At 62.7% G+C, this 23,887-nt stretch carries 20 protein-coding genes; 11 read left to right on the top strand and 9 right to left on the bottom strand.

What is annotated here, in order from left to right; genetic code table 11:
- Positions 1-16 precede the first annotated feature (16 nt).
- From BLR25_RS12735 to BLR25_RS12715, 5 genes are read left to right on the top strand one after another with little or no spacing between them, the layout of a single operon-like run.
- Positions 17-3,148, top strand: a complete 3,132-nt coding sequence (locus tag BLR25_RS12735) for an efflux RND transporter permease subunit (protein WP_091938207.1) — start codon at positions 17-19, stop codon at positions 3,146-3,148.
- Positions 3,145-4,623: an efflux transporter outer membrane subunit gene (locus BLR25_RS12730; RefSeq protein ID WP_245715551.1), complete on the top strand. Its 1,479-nt coding sequence runs from the start codon at positions 3,145-3,147 to the stop codon at positions 4,621-4,623. Before BLR25_RS12735 ends, BLR25_RS12730 begins: the two co-directional genes overlap by 4 nt.
- 11 nt (positions 4,624-4,634) lie before the next feature.
- Entirely contained in the window at positions 4,635-5,135 is a 501-nt protein-coding gene (locus tag BLR25_RS12725) for a YbaK/prolyl-tRNA synthetase associated domain-containing protein (RefSeq protein ID WP_091938203.1), read from the top strand.
- A gap of 25 nt (positions 5,136-5,160) precedes the next feature.
- Positions 5,161-5,490 (top strand): DHCW motif cupin fold protein, encoded by a 330-nt coding sequence (locus tag BLR25_RS12720; RefSeq protein WP_091938201.1) that lies wholly within the window; start codon positions 5,161-5,163, stop codon positions 5,488-5,490.
- Between the two features lie 17 nt (positions 5,491-5,507).
- On the top strand, positions 5,508-5,966 hold the full coding sequence (locus BLR25_RS12715) for a methyltransferase family protein (RefSeq protein WP_218122733.1): 459 nt from the start codon (positions 5,508-5,510) through the stop codon (positions 5,964-5,966).
- Here the strand turns inward: BLR25_RS12715 and BLR25_RS12710 are convergent.
- A complete protein-coding gene (locus tag BLR25_RS12710; protein ID WP_091938199.1) occupies positions 5,963-6,289 on the bottom strand; it encodes a hypothetical protein in 327 nt (108 codons plus the stop codon). The two genes, BLR25_RS12715 and BLR25_RS12710, sit on opposite strands and share 4 nt — an antisense overlap.
- On the bottom strand, positions 6,273-7,220 hold the full coding sequence (cysB, locus tag BLR25_RS12705) for an HTH-type transcriptional regulator CysB (RefSeq protein ID WP_091938198.1): 948 nt from the start codon (positions 7,218-7,220) through the stop codon (positions 6,273-6,275). The genes BLR25_RS12710 and cysB overlap by 17 nt, the downstream gene beginning before the upstream one ends.
- A 109-nt stretch (positions 7,221-7,329) precedes the next feature.
- Between cysB and BLR25_RS12700 the strand changes: the two genes are divergently transcribed.
- From BLR25_RS12700 to BLR25_RS12680, 5 genes are read left to right on the top strand one after another with little or no spacing between them, the layout of a single operon-like run.
- A complete protein-coding gene (locus tag BLR25_RS12700) occupies positions 7,330-9,009 on the top strand; it encodes a nitrite/sulfite reductase (RefSeq protein ID WP_091938196.1) in 1,680 nt (559 codons plus the stop codon).
- Positions 9,002-9,529, top strand: coding sequence for a DUF934 domain-containing protein (locus BLR25_RS12695; RefSeq protein ID WP_091938194.1), 528 nt, complete (start codon positions 9,002-9,004; stop codon positions 9,527-9,529). Before BLR25_RS12700 ends, BLR25_RS12695 begins: the two co-directional genes overlap by 8 nt.
- Complete coding sequence (locus BLR25_RS12690) at positions 9,522-10,220, top strand: phosphoadenylyl-sulfate reductase (RefSeq protein WP_245715550.1); 699 nt, start codon at positions 9,522-9,524, stop codon at positions 10,218-10,220. Before BLR25_RS12695 ends, BLR25_RS12690 begins: the two co-directional genes overlap by 8 nt.
- A gap of 10 nt (positions 10,221-10,230) precedes the next feature.
- Positions 10,231-11,160 (top strand): sulfate adenylyltransferase subunit CysD, encoded by a 930-nt coding sequence (gene cysD, locus BLR25_RS12685; RefSeq protein ID WP_091938190.1) that lies wholly within the window; start codon positions 10,231-10,233, stop codon positions 11,158-11,160.
- The gene (locus BLR25_RS12680; RefSeq protein WP_091938188.1) at positions 11,160-12,452 is read left to right on the top strand and encodes a sulfate adenylyltransferase subunit 1; all 1,293 of its coding nucleotides are present in this window, start codon (positions 11,160-11,162) and stop codon (positions 12,450-12,452) included. The genes cysD and BLR25_RS12680 overlap by 1 nt, the downstream gene beginning before the upstream one ends.
- A gap of 201 nt (positions 12,453-12,653) precedes the next feature.
- On the opposite strand, the gene cuyB is transcribed toward BLR25_RS12680, so the two are convergent.
- Entirely contained in the window at positions 12,654-13,760 is a 1,107-nt protein-coding gene (gene cuyB, locus BLR25_RS12675; protein ID WP_091938186.1) for a cysteate racemase, read from the bottom strand.
- Positions 13,761-13,790: 30 nt separating this feature from the next.
- Entirely contained in the window at positions 13,791-15,209 is a 1,419-nt protein-coding gene (locus tag BLR25_RS12670; protein ID WP_091938325.1) for an aspartate ammonia-lyase, read from the bottom strand.
- 127 nt (positions 15,210-15,336) lie between these two features.
- Between BLR25_RS12670 and BLR25_RS12665 the strand changes: the two genes are divergently transcribed.
- Positions 15,337-16,281, top strand: a complete 945-nt coding sequence (locus BLR25_RS12665; protein ID WP_091938184.1) for a LysR family transcriptional regulator — start codon at positions 15,337-15,339, stop codon at positions 16,279-16,281.
- 52 nt (positions 16,282-16,333) lie between these two features.
- Here the strand turns inward: BLR25_RS12665 and BLR25_RS12660 are convergent, their stop codons facing one another.
- The 5 genes from BLR25_RS12660 to pflB all read right to left on the bottom strand — a co-directional run bounded on the left by BLR25_RS12660 (position 16,334) and on the right by pflB (position 23,883).
- Complete coding sequence (locus BLR25_RS12660; protein ID WP_176785874.1) at positions 16,334-18,211, bottom strand: methyl-accepting chemotaxis protein; 1,878 nt, start codon at positions 18,209-18,211, stop codon at positions 16,334-16,336.
- 169 nt (positions 18,212-18,380) lie between these two features.
- On the bottom strand, positions 18,381-19,103 hold the full coding sequence (locus BLR25_RS12655) for a TerC family protein (RefSeq protein WP_091938182.1): 723 nt from the start codon (positions 19,101-19,103) through the stop codon (positions 18,381-18,383).
- A gap of 261 nt (positions 19,104-19,364) precedes the next feature.
- Positions 19,365-20,639: a tyrosine--tRNA ligase gene (tyrS, locus tag BLR25_RS12650; protein ID WP_091938180.1), complete on the bottom strand. Its 1,275-nt coding sequence runs from the start codon at positions 20,637-20,639 to the stop codon at positions 19,365-19,367.
- A 79-nt stretch (positions 20,640-20,718) separates the two neighbouring features.
- Positions 20,719-21,480 carry a pyruvate formate-lyase-activating protein gene (gene pflA, locus BLR25_RS12645; protein ID WP_091938178.1) on the bottom strand — a complete coding sequence of 254 codons (762 nt, stop codon included), beginning with the start codon at positions 21,478-21,480 and terminating at the stop codon, positions 20,719-20,721.
- Positions 21,481-21,555: 75 nt separating this feature from the next.
- Positions 21,556-23,883: a formate C-acetyltransferase gene (gene pflB, locus BLR25_RS12640; protein ID WP_091938176.1), complete on the bottom strand. Its 2,328-nt coding sequence runs from the start codon at positions 23,881-23,883 to the stop codon at positions 21,556-21,558.
- Between the last annotated feature and the right edge of the window lie 4 nt (positions 23,884-23,887).

The raw sequence follows: 23,887 nt of genomic DNA, 5'->3' as shown, positions 1-23,887 counted from the left end.
GGGAAACGATCCGATCATGTCTCGTTTTTTCATCAATCGGCCGATCTTTGCATCGGTTATCTCCATTGTCATCGTCATCGCCGGGATCATGGCGTCGCTGGGCTTGCCGGTCGCCCAGTACCCTGAGATCACGCCGCCGACGGTGGTCATTTCCGCAACCTATCCGGGCGCCTCGGCCGAAACGCTGGCAAAGACCGTTGCCGGTCCGATCGAAGAGCAACTCTCGGGCATCGAGAACCTGCTCTACTTCAACTCTTCGGCGCAGTCCAACGGCACGCTGACGATTACCGCGTCGTTCGAGGTCGGCACCAACATCGACATGGCGACGGTCAACGTCAACAACCGAGTCAAGATCGCCGAACCGCGCCTGCCTGACGTCGTCCGCCAGTACGGCGTGGCAGTCGCCAAGCGCTCGAACAACATCCTGATGGTGACGGCGATCCGCTCGCCCGACGACAGCCTGTCGACGCTCTATCTCTCGAACTACGCGCTGGTTAACATCCTCGACGACATCAAGCGTATCCCCGGTGTCGGCGACGCGCAGATCTTCGGCGCACGCGACTATTCGATGCGCGTCTGGCTCAAACCTGACCGCATGGCCCAGCTTGGCGTAACGACCACCGAGGTCGCCACCGCCATCGCCGCGCAGAACAAGCAGAACGCCGCCGGCAAGATCGGCCAGGACCCAGCCCCGCAGGGACAGCAGCTCGTCTATACGGTCACCGCCAAGGGTCGTCTGGTGACACCTGAAGAATTCGGCAATATCGTTGTCCGCGCCGGAGGCCCGAAGGGCATCCTTTACCTCAAGGACGTCGCCCGCATCGAACTCGGCGCCCAGAACTACGACGCCAGCACGCAACTTCTCGGCAAGCCGGTCATCGGTATCGGCATCTTCCTGCAGTCGGGCGCCAACGCGCTCGAGGTCGCCAAGCGTGTCCGCACCCGCATGGACGAGCTTCAGGAGAAGTTCCCGGCGGGCATGGACCACGTTTTCCCGTTCGACACCACCAAGTTCGTCCAGGCGTCGATCACCGAAGTCGTGCATACGCTGGTCGAAGCGCTGATCATGGTGGCACTGGTCGTCTTCGTCTTCCTGCAAAACTGGCGGGCAACGCTGATTCCGCTGGTCGCCGTACCGGTCTCGCTCATCGGCACCTTCGCCGGGCTATGGATTTTCGGCTTTTCGATCAACACCCTGACCTTATTCGCGATGGTGTTGGCCATCGGTATCGTCGTCGATGACGCCATCGTCGTACTGGAGAACGTCGAACGCCTGATGTGGGAGCAGAAAATGGCGCCCAAGGCGGCGGCGATCGAAGCCATGCGTGAGGTGTCGAGCGCGGTCGTGGCGATCGTCCTCGTACTCTGCGCGGTCTTCATCCCGGTCGCCTTCCTCGGCGGCATCGCCGGCAAGCTGTATCAGCAGTTCGCGGTGACGGTGGCCATCTCCGTGACGCTCTCGGGCATCGTCGCGCTGACGCTGACGCCGGCCTTGTGCGCGCTGCTCCTCCAGAGCAAGCACGAAGAACCGGCCTTCTTCAAGCCGTTCAACCGGTTTTTCGAAGCGCTGACCAAGGGCTATACGAATACCGTCAACAAGACGCTGCACCACCGCATCATCGGTACGGTCGCTTGCGTCATCATCCTCGGCGGCAGTGTTTTCCTGTTCCGCACGGTCCCCGGCGGCTTCGTTCCGCCGGAAGATCAGGGCTATCTGATCAGCGCACTGATGCTGCCCGATGGCGCCAGTTTGCAGCGCACCCAGGCCTCGGGCGATCGTTTCCAGAAGATGATCAAGCAGGATCCGGGCGTCGACCGCGTCTTCCTGATCGCCGGTAACGACATCATCGGTGGCGGTATCAAGTCCAACGCCGGCACCGTCTTCATCCCGCTCGTCGACTGGGCCGAGCGCAAGAGCAGCGCCGACATGCTGCAGAAGAAATTCTCCGGCATGGGCATGATGCTGCCGGACGGTCTCGGACTCGTCTTCAACCCGCCCGCCATTCAGGGCCTGGGCTCCGCCGGCGGTTTCGAGGCTTACATCCAGTCGCGCGGCGACGCCAGCCCGCAAAAGCTGGCGGGGGTCATCACACAATTCACCGAAGCCCTCAAGAAGCGCCCCGAACTCGTCGGCATCAACACCTTCTTCCGCCCCTCATCACCGCAGCTACTCGTCGAGGTCAACGAAGCCAAGGCGATTTCGATGGGCATTTCGGTCGCCGACGTCTACACAACGCTGCAGGCCACGATGGGGACCTATTACGTCAACGACTTCAACCTGAACGGCCGCACCTACCGCGTGCAGTTACAGGCCGATGCCCAGTATCGCTCGAAGCCCGAGGACATGGGCCGTGTCTATGTCCGCTCCGATAAAGGCACGATGGTACCGGTCTCGGCGCTGGTCAAGGTCAAGCGCGTTTTCGGCGCCGAACAGCTCGAACGCTTCAACGGTTTCCTCGCCGCCAAGGTGATGGGCAGCTCGATCCCGAACGTCAGTACCGGCGATGCCATCAAGATTGTCGAACAGGTGGCCAAGGAAACCCTGCCGGCCGGTTACGAGTTGAGCTGGACCGGCCAGGCCTTCCAGGAAAAGCGTGCCGGCACGACGTCGGCGATCGCCTTCGGCTTCGGCATCCTGATGGTTTTCCTGATCCTCGCCGCGCAATACGAGAAATGGTCGCTGCCGCTCGCCGTCATCATGGCCGTTCCGTTCGCGCTGTTCGGCGCGCTCAGCGCCGTCATGATCCGCGGCATGCCCAACGACATCTACTTCCAGATCGGCCTCGTCGTGCTGATTGGTCTGGCGGCGAAGAATGCGATTCTGATCGTCGAGTTCGCGGCGCAGAAACGCGCCGAGGGCATGCGCGTCCGTGAGGCCGCGCTTGAAGGCGCACGCCTGCGCTTCCGTCCGATCGTCATGACCTCGATGGCCTTCATTCTGGGCGTCTTCCCGCTCGTCAAGGCGAGCGGGGCCGGCGCCGCCGCCCGCCAGTCGATGGGAACCGGCGTGTTCGGCGGCATGGTCGCTGCGACTTTCATCGCGACGATCTTCATCCCGATGTTCTTCAGCTGGCTGTCCGGCCGCAACAAGAACACGCCGACCACACCGCACCATCCTCAGGATGGCAGCCATGAGGAGCATGCATGATGAACCGCCTCAATACCGCCCTGCCGCCGAGTATCCTCACCGCAGTCTCGGCAGCGCTCCTGTTGCTGACGGGATGCGCCGTCGGCCCCGACTACCAGCGTCCTGAAGCCGCGCTGCCCGCCGCTTACGGCAGCACGCCGTCGACCGCCGCGGCGCAAGCGGCACCAGCCGTTGAGAAAGCCTGGTGGCGACGCTTCCAGGACGATACGCTGAACGCGCTCGTCGACCGTGCGCTCGCCCACAACTACGATCTGCTCGCCGCCGTCGCCCGCGTCGAGGAAGCCGAAGGCCTGGCCCGCCAGGCCGGCGCGACCTTCTTCCCGCAGATCAACCTCAACGCCAGCGGCGCCCGCAGCGAAGTCAGCACAATGAACGCCTCGCCGATTCCGTCGACAGTGCCGCGCATGCAGGACAGTCGAAAAACCGGCGTCAGCACCGCGTTCGAACTCGATCTCTGGGGCAAGCTCCGTCGCGCCAACGAGTCGGCGCGCGCCAGCCTGCTGGCCAACCGGTATGCCCGCGACGCGATGGAACTGTCGGTTGCGGGACTCGTCACCAGCGGCTACCTGTCGCTGCGCGCCGCCGACGCGAACCTCGTCACCACGCAGGCCACGCTCGATAGCCGGAAAAAAACGCTGGACATCGTGCGCGCCAAGCTGCAGGCCGGCACGGCCTCGCCGCTCGACCTTAATCTCGCCGAAGGTAACCTGGCGGCCGCTGAAGCCCAGGTCGCCGACCTGCGCCGCCAACGCACGCTGGCGCAGAACCAGCTCGCACTGCTGACCGGCCAACCGAACCTGCAAGTGACGCCGGGCGACCTGCGTCAGTTGCCGCTACCGCCTGTGCCGCCGGTCGGTCTGCCCTCCTCGCTGCTCGAAGCCCGGCCCGACATACGTCAGGCGGAAGAAACGCTGGTATCGATGAATGCGCAGATCGGCGTCGCCAAGGCGGCGTTATTCCCCAGCCTCTCGCTGACCGGTAACTACGGCGGCGAGAGCGCGGCGCTCGCCAATCTGTTCAAGACGGGTGCCAACGTCTGGTCGCTCGGACTCGCGTCGACGATGCCGCTGCTCGATTTCGGCCGCAATGCCGCCTTGATCGACCAGGCCAAGGCCAAACAGCAGCAGGCGCTGATTGCCTACCAGAAGGCGGTCGAATCGGCCTTCAAGGACGTCAACGATGCGCTCGTCAATCTTGGCGAATACGCCGAAGCCGAGCGCGCGCAGGAAAAGCGCCGGCAGATCGCCGAAAAATCGCTGAGCCTCGCCCAGACCCGTTACGACGCCGGCTACGTCGGTTTCCTCGACGTGCTCGATGCACAACGGACAGCGAACGACGCGCAACTGTCCTATGTCAGCACGCGACAGGCACGGCTTAATGCCACGGTCGATTTCTTCAAGGCGCTGGGCGGTGGCTGGAAGGACGAGTACCTCGGCGAATCGCAAGCGAGCGCCGGCACGCCGACGCGGAACTGAGGGTCGCGACAATGAGCGAAAGCGCCACGCCATTCGACCGGCTCGTTGAGGTGCTCGACCGCGGCGGCGCGCGCTACCGCGTCATCCGCCATCCGGCCGAAGGCGGTTCCGAAGCCGTCGCCCGGATTCGCGGCACGCATCCGGGTCAGGGCGCCAAGGCCATGCTGTGCCAGATCAAGGGCCAACCCGCCGTGCTCGTGCTGGCGATTTTGCCGGGCAACCGCAAGATCGACTTCCGCAAGGTCGCCGAAACCGTCGGCGGCGCCAAGGCTTCGCTCGTCTCGCCGGAAGTCGCGCGCGCGCGCACCGGCTGCGAGATTGGCGCCATTCCCCCCTTTGTCCTCGACGACGACAGCATCCGCCTCGTCGCCGAGCCGGCCCTGTTCGAGCAGTTTTCCGAGATTGCCTTCAACGCCGGGCGGCTCGACACCTCGATCGTGCTCGATGCGCAGGATTATCTGCGCATCGCCACGCCCCTGCTGGCGACGATCGCCGCCCCAGCATCGCCCTGACGCCCCCTTTCTGTCGGAGAACGCCATGAAACTGACAGACATCCCCTTCGGCACCACCGACTGGTCCGCCATCGACGCCGTCGAACACCCCGGCGAACGCGGCAGCGCGTTCTGGCGTACCCAGCAATTCGGCGTCATCCGGGTCCGCCTCGTCGACTACAGTGCCGGCTATCTCGCCGATCACTGGTGTTCGAAGGGCCACATCCTGTTCTGCCTGTCGGGCGAACTGCATACCGAGCTTGCCGACGGTCGTCGCTTCCTGCTGACGCCGGGCATGAGTTATCAGGTCGCCGATGGCGCCGAGCCGCATCGTTCATCGACCGAGACAGGCGCCCGCCTGTTCATCGTCGACTAAGCCGCACACTCGTCATCATGACCCTGGAACTCAAGCTCCCGCCGCCCGCCGTCAGCCTGATCTGTGGTGCCGGAATGTGGCTCGGTGCCCGCGCTGTGCCCACACTGAACATCGACTGGCCGGGCTTGGGCGCACTCGCCGTTCTCCTGGCGCTCGCCGGTTTCGGCATCGATCTCGCCGGGCTGCTCGCCTTCCGGCGTCAGCGGACGACGGTCAACCCGCTGTCGCCGCACGCAGCGAGTGCACTGGTCTGCACGGGGATCTATCGCATCTCGCGCAACCCGATGTACCTCGGGCAAGTGGTTTTTCTCGCCGCCTGGGCCGCCTGGCTGGGCAATCCCATCGCCCTGATCGGCCTGCCCGCCTGCGCCGCCTATCTGACGCGCTTCCAGATCCTGCCCGAAGAGCGCATCCTCGCCGAAAAATTCGGCGAGACGTATGCCGATTACCGGCGCCGCGTCCGGCGCTGGATCTAGGCGTCAGGGCGCTCCGACGTCAGGCGCCGCGACTCTTCGGCGACCCGCACCGATTCCCCTTCGATAATCTCGCCTTCGGTACTGACGCCGTTTTCCGCTGCCTGGCTGAAGGGGGTCGCCCCGGCTTGATCGCGCAACAGCCGGCGCAATGCCCGTGTCTTCCACCAGAAATAGCCCCAGGCGATGAGTCCGGCGACAACGATCACGGCAACAAAGACCAGCGAGAACATAAACGCCGCCGCCAGCGTCAGCACACCGACGATCGCCGCGAGGAATTTGCCAAGCGGACTCTTCGGCTGGCCGGCGTTAAAGTTGATACGCATCGTGAGCCCCCGTGCCGGCCATCGCCATATCGACTGCTTTCTGGGTCAGGTGTGACGCGAACAGCGTAATGAAATCGTATTCGAAGCGGCGCAGGTAAGTACCGCGCCGCAGACCGATCCGTGTGGTGTTCGAGCCAAACAGGTGCTCGACATTGACCGCCTTCAGCCCGGCATCGCGCGCCGGATCGTAGGCCATCTGCGCGATGATGCCGAGGCCCAGGCCCAGATTCACGTAGGTCTTGATGACGTCGGCGTCGATCGCCGCAAGCACGATGTTCGGCGTCATTTCGGCACGCTCGAAGGCCTTGTTGATGCGCGAACGTCCGGCAAAGGCGGGATCGTAGGTAATCAAGGGCCAGCGGGTTAGCGTCGCCAGGGAAATCGTCCGCTCCTCCAGGATCGGATGCCCCTCGGGTGCAACCAGACAATGCCCCCACTGGAAGCACGGCAGGATGACGAGTTGCTCGTACTGATCGAGCGTCTCGGTGGCGATGGCGATGTCGGCCTCACCCTTGAGTGTCCATTCGGCGATCTGCGTCGGACTGCCCTGATGCATCGACAGGCGAACGTTCGGATACTTGTCCATGAACTGCTTGACGATGCCCGGCAGCGAATAGCGCGCCTGAGTGTGCGTCGCCGCGATCACCAGACTGCCCGAATTGCCGCCGGCGTACTCGTCGCCGACGCGCTTGATGTTCTGCACTTCGCGCAGGATGCGCTCGGCAATCTCGAGCACCCGCTTGCCCGGCTCGGTGACGGCCGTCAGGCGCTTGCCGCTGCGCTCGAAAACGACCACACCGAGTTCGTCCTCAAGCAGCTTGATCTGCTTGGAAACGCCCGGCTGCGAGGTATAGAGCACCTCGGCCGCCTCGGAAACGTTGAGGTTGGACCGCGCCACCTCGACGAGATATCGGAGTTGTTGAAGTTTCATCGCACCTACAAATAACATTCAGTTCTAACAATCTAACTCATTATTCTTTTTCATTCAACAACCCCGCGGTTAACATGGCCACACTGATTTCACCCACCGGTAAAACGCCATGTACCGATACGACAGCATCGACCGACAACTGCTTCAGGAACGCGTTGCGCAATATCGCGGACAGATCGAACGCAACCTCGCCGGCACACTCTCCGACGACGAGTTGCGCCCGCTCCGTCTGCAAAACGGCCTGTACATCCAACGCCACGGCCCGATGCTGCGCATCGCCATCCCCTACGGCATCCTCGCTGCCGACCAACTGCGCAAGCTGGCCGAACTCTCGCGTCGCTACGACCGCGCCGTCGGCCACTTCACGACGCGCCACAACATGCAGTTCAACTGGCCGAAGTTCGAGGAAACCCCGAACATCCTCGCCGAACTGTCAGAGGTCGACATGCACGCGATCCAGACCTCGGGCAACTGCATCCGCAACATCACCACCGACAAATTCGCCGGCACCGCGCCGGATGAAAGCAGCGATCCGCGTCCGATCGCCGAGATCCTGCGCCAGTGGTCGACCTTCCACCCCGAGTTCTCCTTCCTGCCGCGCAAATTCAAAATCGCCGTCAGCGGCTCGACCGAAGACCGCAGCGTCCTTCGCGTCCATGATGTCGGCATCGAACTCATCGACGCCGCCGATGGCACCCCCGGCGCCCGCATCTTTGTCGGCGGCGGTCTCGGCCGCACGCCGCTGATCGGCCAGGTCGTGCGCGAGTTCCTGCCGCGCCAGCATTTGCTGACCTACCTCGAAGCGATCCTGCGCGTTTATAACCGCTACGGACGCCGTGACAACCTGTTCAAGGCCCGCATCAAGATCCTCGTCAATGCGCTCGGCATTGAGGATTTCAGCAAACAGGTCGAAGCCGAGTGGGCGCACCTCAAGGACGGCCCGGCAACGCTGACCGACGCCGAGTTCGACCGCATCGCCGCCCACTTCGCGCCTCCAGCCTACGCCACGCTCGGTGACGACCCGGCCGAATACGCCAGCGCACGCGCCAGCACCCCGGCCTTCGCCGCCTGGGCCAAGCGTAGCGTTTACCCGCACCGCGTTCCCGGCTATGCCGCCGTCACTCTCTCGCTGAAGGCGCCGGGCAAGGCGCCGGGCGACATCACCGACGTGCAGATGGACGCTGCCGCCGACCTCGCCGACCGTTTCAGCTTCGGCGAATTGCGCGTCGCGCACGAACAGAACCTGGTGCTCCCCAACGTGCGCCAGGCCGACCTGCCCGCGCTTTGGGCGGAGGCCCGCGCCCACGGTCTGGCGACTGCCAACATCGGCCTGCTGACCGACATGATCTGCTGCCCCGGCGGCGATCTGTGCTCGCTTGCCAACGCCCGCTCGGTGCCGATCGCGCTCGCCGTGCATGAGGTTTTCGATGACCTCGACTACCTGCACGACCTCGGCGAACTATCGCTCAACATCTCGGGCTGCATGAATTCCTGCGGCCACCACCACGTCGCCAACATCGGCGTGCTTGGCATCGACAAGAACGATGAGGAGTGGTACCAGATTTCGATCGGCGGCCGCCAGGGCAATGCCACGCGCATCGGCAAGATCCTCGGCCCCTCGTTCCGCGCCGACGAAGTCACCGCCGTCGTGCAGGCGCTCGTCGCCGTCTATGTCGAACAACGGACGCCGACCGAACGTTTCATCGACACCTTCGACCGACTCGGCATCGAACCATTCAAGGCCCGCGCCTACCAAGGCCGCGACAGGAGGAAAACCGCCCATGACTGAGATCATCAAAGACGCCCGGGTCGTCGACGACGCCTGGCAAACGCTCAAACTCGCCGAGGGCGACGCCGCCGAAACGGTCGCACTGCCAGCAGCACCGACGCTGGTACCGTTGGCCGTCTGGCGTGCGCGCCGCGACGAACTGTTGGCACGGCAAACGCCCTTCGGACTCTGGCTCGACAGCCATGAAGGGCCGGAAGAGATCGCCGACGACCTGAAGCACTTCGCGCTCGTCGCCGTCAATTTCCCGAAATTCGCCGACGGCCGCGGTTACTCGACCGCCCGCTTGCTGCGCGAACGATATGGCTACCGGGGCGAATTGCGCGCCATCGGCGACGTGTTGCGCGACCAATTGTTCCTGCTTCGTCGCTGTGGCTTCGACGCCTTCGCCGTGCGCGCCGACAAGGACATCCGCGACGCGCTGGCCGGCTTCGAGGTCTTCAGCGAACGCTATCAGAGCGCCGTCGATGAACCGCTGCCGCTGTTCCGCCGCCGCGCCGCCGGGGAGCCGTCCCATGGCTGAACTTAGCAATGAAGCGCTCGACGCAAAAATCGCCGCGACCCGGTCGGTACTTCGCGCCGCTGCGGCCGAAACGCCGGCCGTTTTCGCCAACAGCCTCGGCGCCGAAGACATGGTGCTGACCGACCTGATCGTCCAGGACGCACTCCCCATCGAGATTTTTTCGCTCGATACCGGCCGCCTGCCGAAGGAAACCTACGACCTGATCGAACTTATCGCCACGCATTACGGACTGAAGCTCACGCTCTATTTTCCGCGCCACGAGAACGTCGAAAGCTACGTCCGCCAGCACGGGATAAACGCCTTCTATACCTCGGTCGAGCTGCGCCGCGCCTGTTGCCATGCCCGCAAGGTCGAGCCGCTGCAGCGCGCGCTGACCGGCAAGAAAGCCTGGATCACCGGCTTGCGTGCCGCCCAGTCCACGACGCGCGACGGCCTGCCGGTACGCGAATTCGATAGCGCCAACGGACTCGAGAAATTCAACCCGCTGGCCGACTGGTCGGAGGCCGAGGTCTGGGCCTACTTGCGCCGCTTCAAGGTGCCGTATAACGCGCTGCACGACAAGTTCTACCCAAGCATCGGCTGCGCCCCCTGTACGCGCGCCATCGCCGTCGGCGAAGACCTGCGCGCCGGCCGCTGGTGGTGGGAAGACCCCGCCAGCAAGGAATGCGGACTGCATCTGAAGAAAGCCTGAGCCCAACGCCATGACGATACTGACCGAAAAAACACTGACCCGAAGCGCGCTGTCGCACCTTGACTGGCTCGAATCGGAAGCCATTCATATCCTGCGCGAGGTCGCCGGCCAATGCGCCAACCCGGTGCTGCTCTTTTCTGGCGGCAAGGACTCGATCTGCCTCCTGCGCCTCGCCGAAAAGGCGTTCCGCCCCGGCCGCTTTCCGTTTCCGCTGATGCACATCGACACCGGCCATAACTACCCCGAGGTCATCGACTTTCGCGATCGCCGCGCCGCCGAACTGGGCGAGCGCCTGATCGTCCGCTCGGTCGAGGACTCGATGGCGCGCGGCACCGTCGTGCTCAAGTCTGCCGACGAGTCGCGCAACAAGCATCAGTCGGTGACGCTGCTCGAAGCGATCGAGGAATTCGGCTTCGACGCCTGTATCGGCGGCGCACGCCGTGACGAGGAAAAGGCCCGTGCCAAGGAACGCATCTTCTCGTTCCGCGACGGCTTCGGCCAGTGGGACCCGAAGAACCAACGACCGGAACTATGGGATCTCTACAACGCCCGCAGTTTCAAAGGCGAAAACATCCGCGTCTTCCCGATCTCGAACTGGACCGAATTCGACGTCTGGCGCTACATCGAACGCGAAGGGCTCGAATTGCCGTCGATCTACTTCGCCCACCGCCGTCCGGTCGTGCGCAAGAGCGGCGGCCTGCTGCCGGTGACACCGGTGACGCCGGCTGGCAAAGACGATGTCATCGAGAACCTGATGGTGCGCTTCCGCACGGTCGGCGACATCAGCTGCACGGCGCCGGTCGAATCGGACGCCGATACGCTGGCCAAAATCATCGCCGAGACGGCGGCGACGACCATCACCGAACGCGGCGCGACGCGGCTGGACGACCAGACCTCCGACGCCTCCATGGAACAACGCAAGAAAGAAGGATATTTCTGATGTCCGCCATCGAACGCCTCCCGACCATCGACCACGGCCTGCTGCGTTTCCTCACCTGCGGCAGCGTCGACGACGGCAAGAGCACGCTGATCGGCCGCCTGCTCTACGACACCAAGGCGATCCTCGTCGATACGCTCTCGGCCATCGAACGCACGTCGAAAAAGCGCGGTCTCGACGCCATCGATCTGTCGCTATTGACCGACGGCCTGCAAGCCGAGCGCGAACAAGGCATCACCATCGACGTCGCCTACCGCTACTTCAACACCGGCACGCGCAAGTACATCATCGCCGACGCGCCGGGACACGAGCAGTACACGCGCAACATGGTGACCGCCGCCTCGACCGCCGATCTCGCCGTCATCCTGATCGATGCGCGCAAGGGTGTGCTGACGCAGACACGCCGCCACTCCTACCTGGCGCAACTCGTCAACATCCCGCACCTCGTCGTCGCCATCAACAAGATGGACCTCGTCGACTATGCGCAAGACCGCTTCGACGCGATCGTCGCCGACTATCTCGATTTCGCCGTCCAACTCGTCGGTGCCGAAAAGGCGAAGAGCGTGCGCTTCATTCCGATCTCGGCGCTCAACGGCGACATGGTCGTCGAACGCGGCGAGCGTCTCGACTGGTACGACGGCCCGACGCTGCTCGATCTGCTTGAAGCCGCGCCGCCGGCCCATATCGATCACAACGAGGCATTCCGTTTCCCCGTGCAATACGTCTGCCGTCCGCAGGATTCGGCCAACCCGGCATTGCACGACTATCGCGGCTTCATGGGTCGCGTCGAGTCGGGGCACATCGCCGTCGGCGACGCCGTCACCGTCTTGCCATCGGGACGCCAAAGCCGCATCCGCGCCATCGAAGTCTTCGGCTCGCCGCTCGACACGGCCGATGCGGAACAATCCGTCACGCTCCTGCTCGACGACGAGATCGACATCTCGCGCGGCGACATGATCGTCAAGACGGGCGAACAGCCGCCCGTCGTCCGCCAGATCGAAGCGATGCTCTGCTGGCTGTCCGAATCGCCGCTCGACCCGCGCCGGAAATATCTCATCCGGCATACGACGCGCGACACCAAGGCAATGTTGGAAGGCATCGACGAACGCGTCGACGTGAATACGCTCGAACGCCTGCCGGCCGAACGCCTGGAGATGAACGACATCGCCCGCGTCCGCTTCAAGCTGGCGCAGCCGCTTTTTCCCGATCCTTACGTGAAGAACCGCAGCACCGGCGCCTTCATCGTCATCGACGAAGCCAGCAACAACACCGTCGGCGCCGGCATGATCCTGTAATAGCCCGGAGCGCGAGCGCCGGCTAAGAGCCTATTTCGGTAGGGCTCGCGAGCCACGTTGTCGATACGGGCGGATGGATGCAAGGCGCGAGGTGCAGCGCAGGGTTGTTCCATGCGCAAGCGGAGCAACGCCGCAGACACCGTCCGTATCGGCAACCCGGAGGGCCACCGGCGCGGCCCACGATCCCTACCGAAATAGGCTCTAAACTGCCACGTGCTCGCGCGCCAGACGGATACAGGTACGGGCCAGGATCGCCGTCGGATCGACAACCGCCACGCGCTGCCCGGCAATCAAGGCATCCGGACACTCCTGCACCAGCAGCGGCAATTCGGTGCAGCCGAGGATCAGCACCTCGGCACCGCGCTTGACGAGCGCGGTCATCGCAACATTCAGGTCGTCGGCGCACACGCCGGCGACATAACCGGCCTTGACGCCATACTGACCATAAATCGCGGCCATGACACGCGTCTGGTCGTCTGCGTCCGGCACCATCAGCGTGATGCCGAGCGCTTCGGCAACGGCATGATAGGCGCGCGTGCGGATCGTGCCGTTCGTCGCCAGCAGGCCGACCTGCCGCCCCGGATAGGTTTCGCGAATGTGACCGAGCGTCGCCTCCAGCATATTGACGATCGGGATCGACAATCCGGGTTGAATTCTCGGCACGAACACATGTGCCGTATTGCACGGGATGGCGATCACGCTCGCGCCGGCCGCTTCGAGCCGCTTGGCCGTTGCATACAGCGCTATCGTCGGATCGGCGCCGCCTTCGAGCAGATGCGCCGTTCTATCGGGAATCTGCGGATTCTGCTCGACAATGACTTTTACATGATCCTGATCGCAGCGGGCATCGGTATTGACGACGATCTTGTCGAGGAGATCGACGGTTGCTGCCGGCCCGACGCCACCGATAACGCCGATCTTGAACGGCCGCTTCGCCGGTTCGGGCGCACTCCCCTCGGCAACGAAGCGCAAGGCTTCGGCCAGTTGCAGCACCGTCACCGTCACCTCCGGCCGCAACTCCGCGAGCAACTCGGCAGCCAGCGCATCCGGCACGATGACGGCATCGACGCCGACTTGCTCGAGGCGGCAGACGCCATCGTACAAAAACCGCTTGAGTGCTGCCTGGTCTCCCATCACACAAGCGACGGGCAATGACACCGGGTCGATAATCACCACCGGCCGATTGGCATCATGCCGGGACATACCAACGGCGTTAAGCTGTGCCGCCACACCGGCACCGACGACATCCAGCCCCGCCAAGACACCGAAGCGCGGCGCGCGCTTCGGTTGCTCCAATGAAAGATTCATCGCATCACGCGCGCCGCGGCAACGGCACGCTTATTTCTCGAATTTCGGGTTGATCAGGTTATCGAACGAGAACACCTCGTCCCAGTGCGCTTGCGTCAGCAACTGGCGCTCCTTGACGACCACGTCGTGCAGGGACTTGCCGGTCTTGTGGCACTCGCGGGCGATCTCGGCGCACTGCTTGTAGCCGAGCGACGGCTTGAGCACCGTAATGATACCCAAGGAATTGAGCACCATGTTGCGCGCATGCTCCTCGTTCGCGGTAATTCCATCGACACAGTTGACGCGCAGGCTGTTGACCGCGTTCTCCATCGTGAAGATCGACTTGAACAAGGCGTAGGTGATCACCGGCTCCATGACGTTGAGCTGAAGCTGGCCGGCCGAAGCGGCCAAGGTCACGGTCAGGTCGAGACCGATGACGAGGAAGCTCGCCTGATTGACGACTTCCGGGATGACCGGATTGACCTTGCCCGGCATGATCGAACTGCCCGGCTGCATCTGCGGCAGGTTGATCTCGTTGAAGCCGCAGCGCGGACCCGACGAGAGCAGGCGAATGTCATTGCAGATCTTGGTCAGCTTGGTCGAGGTGCGCTTGAGCACGCCGGAGAGCAGCACATACGCGCCGGTGTCCGAAGTCGCTTCGACGAGGTCGCCGCCGAGGATGAACTTGTTGTCGGTGAGTTCCGACAGATACTTGGTCGCGAGTTCCGGATAGCCGGGCGCCGCCGTCACCGTCGTACCGATGGCGGTCGCGCCAAGGTTGATCTCGCGCAGCAATTGACGCACTTCGGTAATCCGCTCGACTTCCTCGCCGATCGTCGTACCCCAGCCGTGGAACTCCTGGCCAAGCGACATCGGTACGGCGTCCTGCAGGTGCGTGCGGCCCATTTTGAGGACGCGTTCGAATTCCTTGCCCTTGGAATAGAACGCGCCTTGCAGCTTGCGCAGCGCTTCCATGTAACTCGAGAGGCGCAGGATCAGTGCCAGCCGGAACGCGGTCGGATAGACGTCGTTCGTCGACTGTCCGAAATTGACGTGATCGTTCGGGTTTATGATGTGGTAATCACCCTTCTGGTGGCCGAGCGCCTCAAGCGCCACGTTGGCAATCACCTCGTTGGCATTCATGTTCACCGACGTGCCGGCACCGCCCTGGATGAAGTCGGTCACGAACTGTTCGCGAAGGTCACCGGCGATCAGGCGGTCACAGGCGCCAATGATGGCGTTGGCGATCTTGCCGTCGAGACAGCCGAGATCGCGGTTGGCCATGGCCGCCGCCTTCTTGACGTAACCGAGCGCCTTGACGAAATACGGCTCGGCCGACATCGGCGTTCCGGTGATGTAAAAGTTGTCCTTGCCGCGCTGCGTCTGCACGCCATAGTAGGCGTCCACAGGAATCTGCCGCTCACCCAGGAAATCCTTCTCGATGCGATAGTTCGTAGTCGTATCCGTCATGTCGCGCTCCGCGTTAAGATAATGCATTCATACTACGGCGCAACAAAGCACACGGCGGCCTGTTATGCATTAATCGCATAACGATCAATACAAGCCGAATGACGACCATGCGCGCCCCGGGGACATCATGCAAATCAAATGGATCGAGGATTTCCTCACGCTCACCGACACCCACGCCTTCTCTCGTGCCGCTGAGCGCCGCAACGTTTCGCAGCCGACCTTCAGCCGCCACATCCAGGCACTCGAGCACTGGCTCGGCGTCGAACTGATCGACCGCAGCATGCAAGGCGTCCATCTGACCGCCGCCGGCCGGATCTTCCGCGGTTTCGCTGCCGACCTGCTACGCCGCACCTATGACATGCGCACCGTGCTGCGCGGTCAGGCGCCGGGCAGCGCCGAAACCGTCCATTTCTCGGTCGCCCATACGCTCTCGCTGTTCTTCTTCCCGCCCTGGCTCAGCCGCCTCAAGGCGGAAATGCGCAACGTCATCGCCCGCGTCAGTTCGGTCAATATTTCCGAAGGCGCCAGCGCGCTGGCCGAAGGCGGCACCGAGCTGCTGATCATCTACCACCATCCGCAACTGCCGGTACTGCTGAGTCCCGAACGCTTCGAGCATCAGGTCCTGGCCAAGGACATCATGCGACCGTTCTCGGCCCCGCTCAAGGACGGCACTCCCCGCTTCACCCTACCCGGATCGATCGACCGCCCGTTGCCGTTCCTGGCCTATTCACCGAGCACCTACCTCGCCCACACGGTCGAGATGATCCTGTTCAACGCCAACCAGCGCTGCCACCTCGAACGCGCTTTCGATACGCACATGTCCGAAGCGCTCAAGGCCATGGTCATCGAGGGGCACGGCATTGCCTGGCTGCCGGAGAGCTGCGTCAGCAAGGAGCTGGCCCAGAAGGCGCTGGTCAGCGCCGGATCGACGGCCTGGAGTTGTACGCTTGAAGTCCGGCTCTACCGCTCGCGCGAAAACACCAATCCGCTCGTCGATCGCATCTGGTCGTTCTTCAGGAAGCGCATCGCCGCCGAAAACGCATCGGCCGACACCCGCGACGAGCATCCATAAAAAAGCCGCCCGATCATCCGGGCGGCTTTGCCGTCAGGCAGAGGCCGACGCTTCAGACGCGGAAACGCCCCACCAGCGCATGCAGGGAGGCCGACAAATCACTCAACTCGGTCACCGTCTGCCGCGCCGATTGCACGGTCCGATCGGTTTCCATCGTCATGCGATTGACCTCTTCGGCCGAATGCGCCATTTCGTTGGTCGCCACCGACTGCTCACGCGTCGATTCCGCAATATCGCGAATCGACGCCACCACGCCCTCGATCTCGCTCTGGATTCCGGATATCTCTGAAGCTACCGCCTGCGAGGCATTGAGCCCGTCGGCCACGGACACCCGTGTCTCGCCCATGTCGGAGAGCGCCGACCGGATGTCGGCATGCGTCGAGTCGATCAACTGCCCGATCTCGACGGTCGCCTTGGCCGTCCGCTCGGCGAGTTTCCGCACTTCGTCAGCGACCACGGCAAAGCCGCGCCCGGACTCGCCGGCACGCGCTGCCTCGATCGCCGCATTCAGCGCCAACAGATTGGTCTGGTCGGCAATTTCGCGAATCGACCCGATGATCGCATTCATCGCACCGGAACGCTCGCCCAGCGATCCGAGCGTTGCCGCCAGTTTGCCGACCTCGTTGGAGATCTTCTCCATGCCGGCGGCGAGATCATGCACGGCGCCGACCGAATGACTCGACACCTCGCCCGTCTTGCCGGCTGCCTGTTCAGCCTGCTTGGCGTTCTCGGCGATATGGTTGATGCTGACGGTGATCTCTTCGATCGTCGCCGCCGTCGAGCTCAGTGTCTCCGCTTGCCGCTCCGATTCTTCTGCCATCGACTGCGTCGCGCCGTTGAGCGATTCGATGCCGGAATTCAGCGAATCGGCATTTTCGCGGACCTCGACGACCATCGCACGCAGGCGCTCGATAAAGCGGTTGAAGGCCCCCGCCGTCTGACCGATTTCGTCGTTCGTCCCAACCGGCAATTGGCGCGTCAGGTCGCCCTGCCCGCTGGAAATCTCGGTCAAGGCGTCGCGCAGGCCAAAGAGTCCCTGCAGCAGACGACTCAGCGCAATATTGGCGAGCAGGACGCCCAACAACGCGATCGAAACGCCGGCCAGCACCTGCCACCACAAGAGGGAACGCACCGGCGCAAGCACCGCTGCCTGGTCGACCACCGCACAGAGCACCCAGTCTGCGCCCGCGACTGAGGAGGCAACGACGTAACTCCGCCGTCCGCCGATGTCGACCTCATGCAACTTGATACTTTGATCGGCCGACTGGATCAACGCGAGATCCATACCCGGCACGATTTCGCCAACCGGCTTCAGAGCCGACTCGGGCTTGGCGTGCGCAACGATCTTGCCATCGCGGGTGGCAAGGAAGGCGAAGCCGTGGCCGCGCAAATCGATCCCTTTGACGAGGCCGATGATCTCCTCGAGTGAAATGTCTCCGCCGACAGCACCCGCGACTCCGCTGGCCTCGAACTGCTTGGCGACGGTAATACCCAACTGCTTCGTGCTGGCAAAGACATAGGGCGCACTGACGATGACCTCGCGCGTCGTCGACGCCTGCTTGTACCACGGCCGCGCCGTCGGATCGTAGCCCTCCGGCGGCTTCTTGTCGGCCAGATGATAGACCATGCGCTTGTCGGCATAGCCGGCAAAGGTCTGATCGTATTTTCCGGATTCCTTGCCGAGCACCAGGGCCGGGATCGGGTTCGACGCATGCGCGAGAGCATTCGCCGTTGCAGAGATCGCATCGGACCGCTGCGCGACCCAGCGCGACAAGGCCGCACGATTACCCTGAATCGCCGCATCGATTTCCTGCGTAACGCCGACGACGATCTCGCCACGCATCTGCCAATAAGAGACGCCGGACAACAGCGCGACGGCAACGATCAAGAGCGCCGCTACAAATACCAGTAACCGCTGCTTTAGCGACATACCCCCTCCGATATGAAAATTACTGTAGCAATCCTCAGCCCCCGTCACCGATTCATCATAGGCGAGTTTCATAGCCGACGACAATCCGTTTGGCTTATCCCGAAACACCGCAATAAAAAACGGGAGCCGCCGAAGCGCTCCCGTCTGGTTATTGCTGAAGCGTTCTGTTTCAGCCGCGCTCGATGACGTGTTCCTCATCGTCGTCAAGCATCTGGACCATATCCGGGGATGCCGGCGATTTCGCCGCGCGATTGCGCCACCAGCCATAGCCGATCACGCCAACCGTCAGGAGCAGCGCCAGGTACGGCGTATCGTGGAAGATGCCAGGCAGATACGGCTGCACCGCTTGATCACCCTCGATCATCTCACCCGCCGTGTAGGCAATCAGGCCTGCACCGATGTAGACGATCACCGGATAACGCGCGATCAACTTCATGATGATCGTGCTGCCGAAAACGATCAGCGGGATCGACAGCACCAGGCCCGTGATCAGCAACGCCCAGTCGCCCTTGGCGATACCGGCGATGGCCAGCGTATTGTCGAGGCTCATGACGACGTCGGCGACCAGGATGGTCTTGACCGCCGCCAGCAGGTTGTCCTGCGCCTTATGGCCTTCACCCTCGCCGTGTTCGTCCTCGATCAGCAGCTTGATGGCGATCCAGATCAGCAGGAGCGCACCGAAAAACTGCAGGAAGGGAATCTTCAGCAAGGCAACGGCGATGATGGTCAGGATCACGCGCAGCACGATGGCGCCGCCGCTCCCCCAAAGAACCGCCTGTTTCTGTTGATGCACCGGAAGATTTCGCGCTGCCAGCGCGATTACGACGGCATTGTCACCGGAGAGCACGATGTTAACCATCATGATCTGCATCAGGGCAATCAAAAAATCCATGTCCAGTTGTCTCCTTGATTCTGCAAGCGCAATTTATAAAAACGCCAGGCTTCATTCAATTCCACAAAGCGAAAACATCATTCGCCTTGTGGCAAAATGAATCCGACGGAAACGAATCGTAGAGGGCGACTGCTATTCCAGCAAGTCGTTTTTTTTCCGAAACACATCGTTTTTTTCGATGTATTGCGGATCGCATGAAGACAAAAGAACAGGGGCGCCGAACGCGGTCGCCCCTGCCCCGATACCAAACGCCCCGGCGTATTACGCCCAGCGCAACATCGCGTAGTTCTTCTTGCCGCGCCGCAGCAAGGTGAAGCGCCCGAAGCGCCGGTCGGCATCGCCGAACGGGTGATCGATCGCATCGACCTTGGCGCCGTTGACGAGCACGCTGCCCCCCTGGACGAAGCTGCGCGCCTCGCTCTTCGACTTCGCCAGACCCGACGCTACCAAGGCGTCGAGCAGGCCGGTCGCCGCCGCATCGAGCGTGACGCCGGGGACGCCATCCTGGGCCAATTGTTCGAAATCGTTTTCGTTCAGCGCCTCGAGGCTCCCCGAGAAGAGGCTCTGCGAAATGCGCTGCGCCGCTTCGAGCGCGGCCCGACCATGCACGAGTTCGGTCGCCTGCTCGGCAAGAATGCGCTGCCCTTCCGGCTTCTGTCCGCTGGCCTTGTCGGCCGCTTCGATCGCGTCGATGTCGGCCACCGAGAGGAAGGTGAAGAAACGCATGAAGCGATAGACGTCGGCATCCGCCGTATTCAACCAGAACTGGTAGAAAGCATAGGGCGAGGTCTTTTTCGGATCGAGCCAGATGGCGCCCGACTCGGTCTTGCCGAACTTGGTGCCGTCCGACTTGGTGATCAGCGGCACGGTCAGCCCATAGGCCTGTTGTTGATGCAGGCGACGCGTCAGGTCGGTACCGGCGACGATATTGCCCCATTGGTCGGAGCCGCCGACTTGCAGGATGCAGCCATGCCGCTTGTAGAGTTCGGCAAAATCGTAGCCCTGCAACAGGCTGTAGGAAAACTCGGTATAGGAAATGCCCTGATCCTCGCGCACCAGACGCTGCTGGACCGACTCCTTCTTGATCATCGCATTGACGGAGAAGTGCTTGCCGATGTCGCGCAGGAATTCGAGGCAGTTCATGCCGCCGAACCAGTCATAGTTATTGGCCATGATCGCCGCGTTCGGACCGTCGAAATCCAGGAAGGGCGCGACCTGATCGCGAATCTTGCCGACCCAGCTGGCGATCACCTCGGGCGTATTGAGCTTGCGTTCGGTCGCCTTGAAGCTGGGATCGCCGATCATGCCAGTGGCGCCGCCGACCAGGGCGATCGGCTTGTGCCCCGCCTGCTGGAAGCGCTTGAGTACCAGCACCGGCACGAGGTGTCCGAGATGCAGGCTGTCGGCCGTCGGATCGAAGCCGCAATACAGCGTCACCGGCGCCTTCACCAACAATTCGTCAAGCGCCTTGGCATCGGTCGTCTGGGCGATCAGGCCACGCGCGTGCAAATCCTGCATCAGGGCTGACTGGTACATCGAAACATCTCCGCAGTAGGTCTAGGGTTAAACGGGGGATTCTAGCATGCTCCGGCGACCCGCCGCCGGCATCGGCGACTCAAGCGACCGTCAGACCGCGAGAGGTAAAGTGCTGGCGCACGCGTGCCATCGTCGCCGCGTCGGGCGGCTCGGTCGCTGTCAACTGATACGGTTTGCGCAATTCCTGCCACTTGAATTCGCCCATCTTGTGAAACGGCAGGATCTCGACGCGCTCGACCGTTTTCACCGACGCGACGAAGTCGGCCAGGCCGGCCACGTGCTCATCCACATCGGTGAGCCCTGGCACGACGACGTAGCGAATCCAGATCGAGCGTCCAAGACGTTCGAGGCGCCGCGCGAAATCGAGCGTCGGCTGCAGATCGACGCCACACAGACGACGATAGGTGTCAGGATCGTAAGACTTGATGTCGAGCATCACGAGATCGATATCGGCGAGCATCGCATCGCTCGCCTTGTCGCCCAGATAGCCGGTGGTATCGAGGGCGGTATGCAATTTCATTTCCTTGCAGCCGCGCAGGATCGAACCGACGAAGGCCGGCTGCACCAGCGGCTCGCCGCCGCTGATCGTCACGCCACCCTTGGCGCGTTGCAGGAAGGTCGAGGTGTTTTCGATCTGATCGAGAATTTCGGCCGACGCGACGCGTTTGCCATGCTTCAGGCGCCAGCTGTCGGGATTATGACAATAGAGACAGCGGTGCGGACAGCCCTGCGTGAAGACGACGAAACGAACGCCAGGGCCATCGACAGTGCCCAGCGTTTCGAGTGAATGGATGTAACCATCGACGGATTGCGTTTTGCGCGGACCGGTACGGATTCTCATGAAACCACCTTCTGTATCGAAAAAGGCCGGCTGAACCCACGGGGTCCAACCGGCCTCATTTTCCTACTTCATCGCTCAGGCGTGCGTAGACAGCTTCTCATGGAAGGTCCGGTTGATGACGTCAAGCTGCTGCTCGCGCGTCAGCTTGATGAAGTTGACCGCATAGCCCGACACGCGGACCGTCAGCTGCGGATACTTCTCCGGATGATCCATCGCGTCCTGCAGCGTTTCGCGCGTAAAGACGTTGACGTTGATATGCTGACCGCCTTCGCCGAAATACCCGTCGAGCAGACCGACCAGGTTGCCGATGCGTTCGGACCCCGTCTTGCCGAGCGCCTTCGGCACCACCGAGAAGGTGTAGGAAACACCGTCCTGTGCGTGCTCGTAGTCGATCTTGGCGACCGAGCGCATCGAAGCCAGCGCGCCCTTCTTGTCACGGCCGTGCATCGGGTTGGCACCCGGCGCGAACGGTTCGCCCGCCTTGCGGCCGCACGGCGTATTGCCGGTCTTCTTGCCGTACACGACGTTCGAGGTGATGGTCAGGACCGACTGCGTGTGCATCGCGTCGCGATAGGTCGGATGCTGGCGCAGCTTCTCCATGAAGCTCTTGACCACCTTGGTCGCGATCTCGTCGACACGGTCGTCGTCGTTGCCGAAGGCCGGGTACTCGCCGTCGATCTGGTAGTCGACGGCCAGACCGCTCTCGTCACGAATGACATGAACCTTGGCGTACTGGATCGCCGACAGCGAGTCCGCCACCACCGACAGGCCGGCGATGCCGCAGGCCATCGTGCGCAGGATGTGCATGTCATGGAGCGCCATTTCGATGCGCTCGTAGGCATAACGATCGTGCATATAGTGGATGACGTTCAGCGCATTGACATAGGTGCCGGCGAGCCAGTCCATCATGTGATCGAAGCGCGACATCACTTCGTCGAAGTTGAGGACGTTGGCCGTGATCGGCGCGAACGGCGTCGTCACTTGCTTGCCAGTCACTTCGTCACGACCGCCGTTGATCGCGTAGAGCAAGGCCTTGGCGAGGTTGACGCGAGCGCCGAAGAACTGCATCTGCTTGCCGGTGCGCATCGCCGAGACGCAGCAGGCGATCGAATAATCGTCACCCCAGTACTGACGCATCAAGTCGTCGTTTTCGTACTGGATCGAGCTGGTGTCGATCGATTGCTGGGCGCAGTAATCCTTGAAGCCTTGCGGCAACAGGTGCGACCAGAGCACAGTCAGGTTCGGCTCCGGTGCCGGGCCGAGCGTCGTCAGCGTGTGCAGGAAGCGGAAGCTGTTCTTCGTCACGAGCGGACGGCCGTCGATGCCGACGCCGCCGATCGCCTCGGTCACCCAGGTCGGGTCGCCCGAGAACAGCGCGTTGTAGTCGTGCGTGCGCAGGAAGCGGACCATGCGCAGCTTGATGATCAGGTCATCGACGAGTTCCTGCGCTTCGACTTCGGTCAGCAGGCCTTCCTGGATGTCGCGCTCGACGTAGATATCGAGGAAAGTGCTGACACGGCCGAGCGACATCGCGGCGCCGTTCTGCTCCTTGATCGCCGCCAGGTAACCGAAATAGGTCCACTGGATCGCTTCCTGGGCGTTGCGGGCCGGCTTGGCGATGTCGAAGCCATAGCTTTGCGCCATCTGGCCGAGCTCTTCGAGCGCCATGATCTGACGCGAGAGTTCTTCGCGCAGACGGATCGTCTCTTCCTTGATCACGTCCAGACGCAGTTCATGCTTCTGCGATTTCTTGTCCTCGACCAGACGATCAAGACCGTAGAGCGCGACACGGCGATAGTCGCCAATGATGCGTCCACGTCCGTAGGCGTCCGGGAGACCGGTGATGATCGCCGAATTGCGCGCGCGCATCATGTCTTCGGTATAGGCATCGAAAACGCCCTGGTTATGCGTGCGGCGATATTCGCTGAAGACGCGCTCGATCTCGGGATCGATCTTGTAGCCGTATTCCTTCAGCGCCTGGGCCGCCATGCGGATGCCGCCGAACGGCATCATCGCCCGCTTCAGGGGCTTGTCGGTCTGCAGACCGACGATCTTCTCGAGCTTGGCGTCGATGTAACCGGCGGCGTGCGTCGCGATATTGCCGACGACATGCGTATCGGCATCGATCACGCCGCCCTTGTCGAGTTCTTCCTTATAGAGCGCCAGGACCTGGGTCCACAGCTTTTGCGTGCGCTCGGTGGCCGGTGCCAGGAAGGTGTTGTCGCCGTGGTACGGGGTGTAGTTGCGGTGAATGAAATCGCGGACGTTGATTTCCTTCGCCCAGATCCCGGCTTCGAATCCCTCCCAGGCATTCTCGCGAACCGGCCGTGCTGCCACCGTCGTCTCGTTTTCGCTGACGCCGACCGCTTTCGCCTTGTCAGCCGTTTTCTTGCCTTTGGCCATTACT

It is taken from the genome of Propionivibrio dicarboxylicus (genome assembly GCF_900099695.1).
GTDB lineage: Bacteria > Pseudomonadota > Gammaproteobacteria > Burkholderiales > Rhodocyclaceae > Propionivibrio > Propionivibrio dicarboxylicus.
The sequence above is the reverse complement of the archived record's forward strand: the minus strand, read 5'-3'. Positions and strand labels throughout refer to the sequence as shown.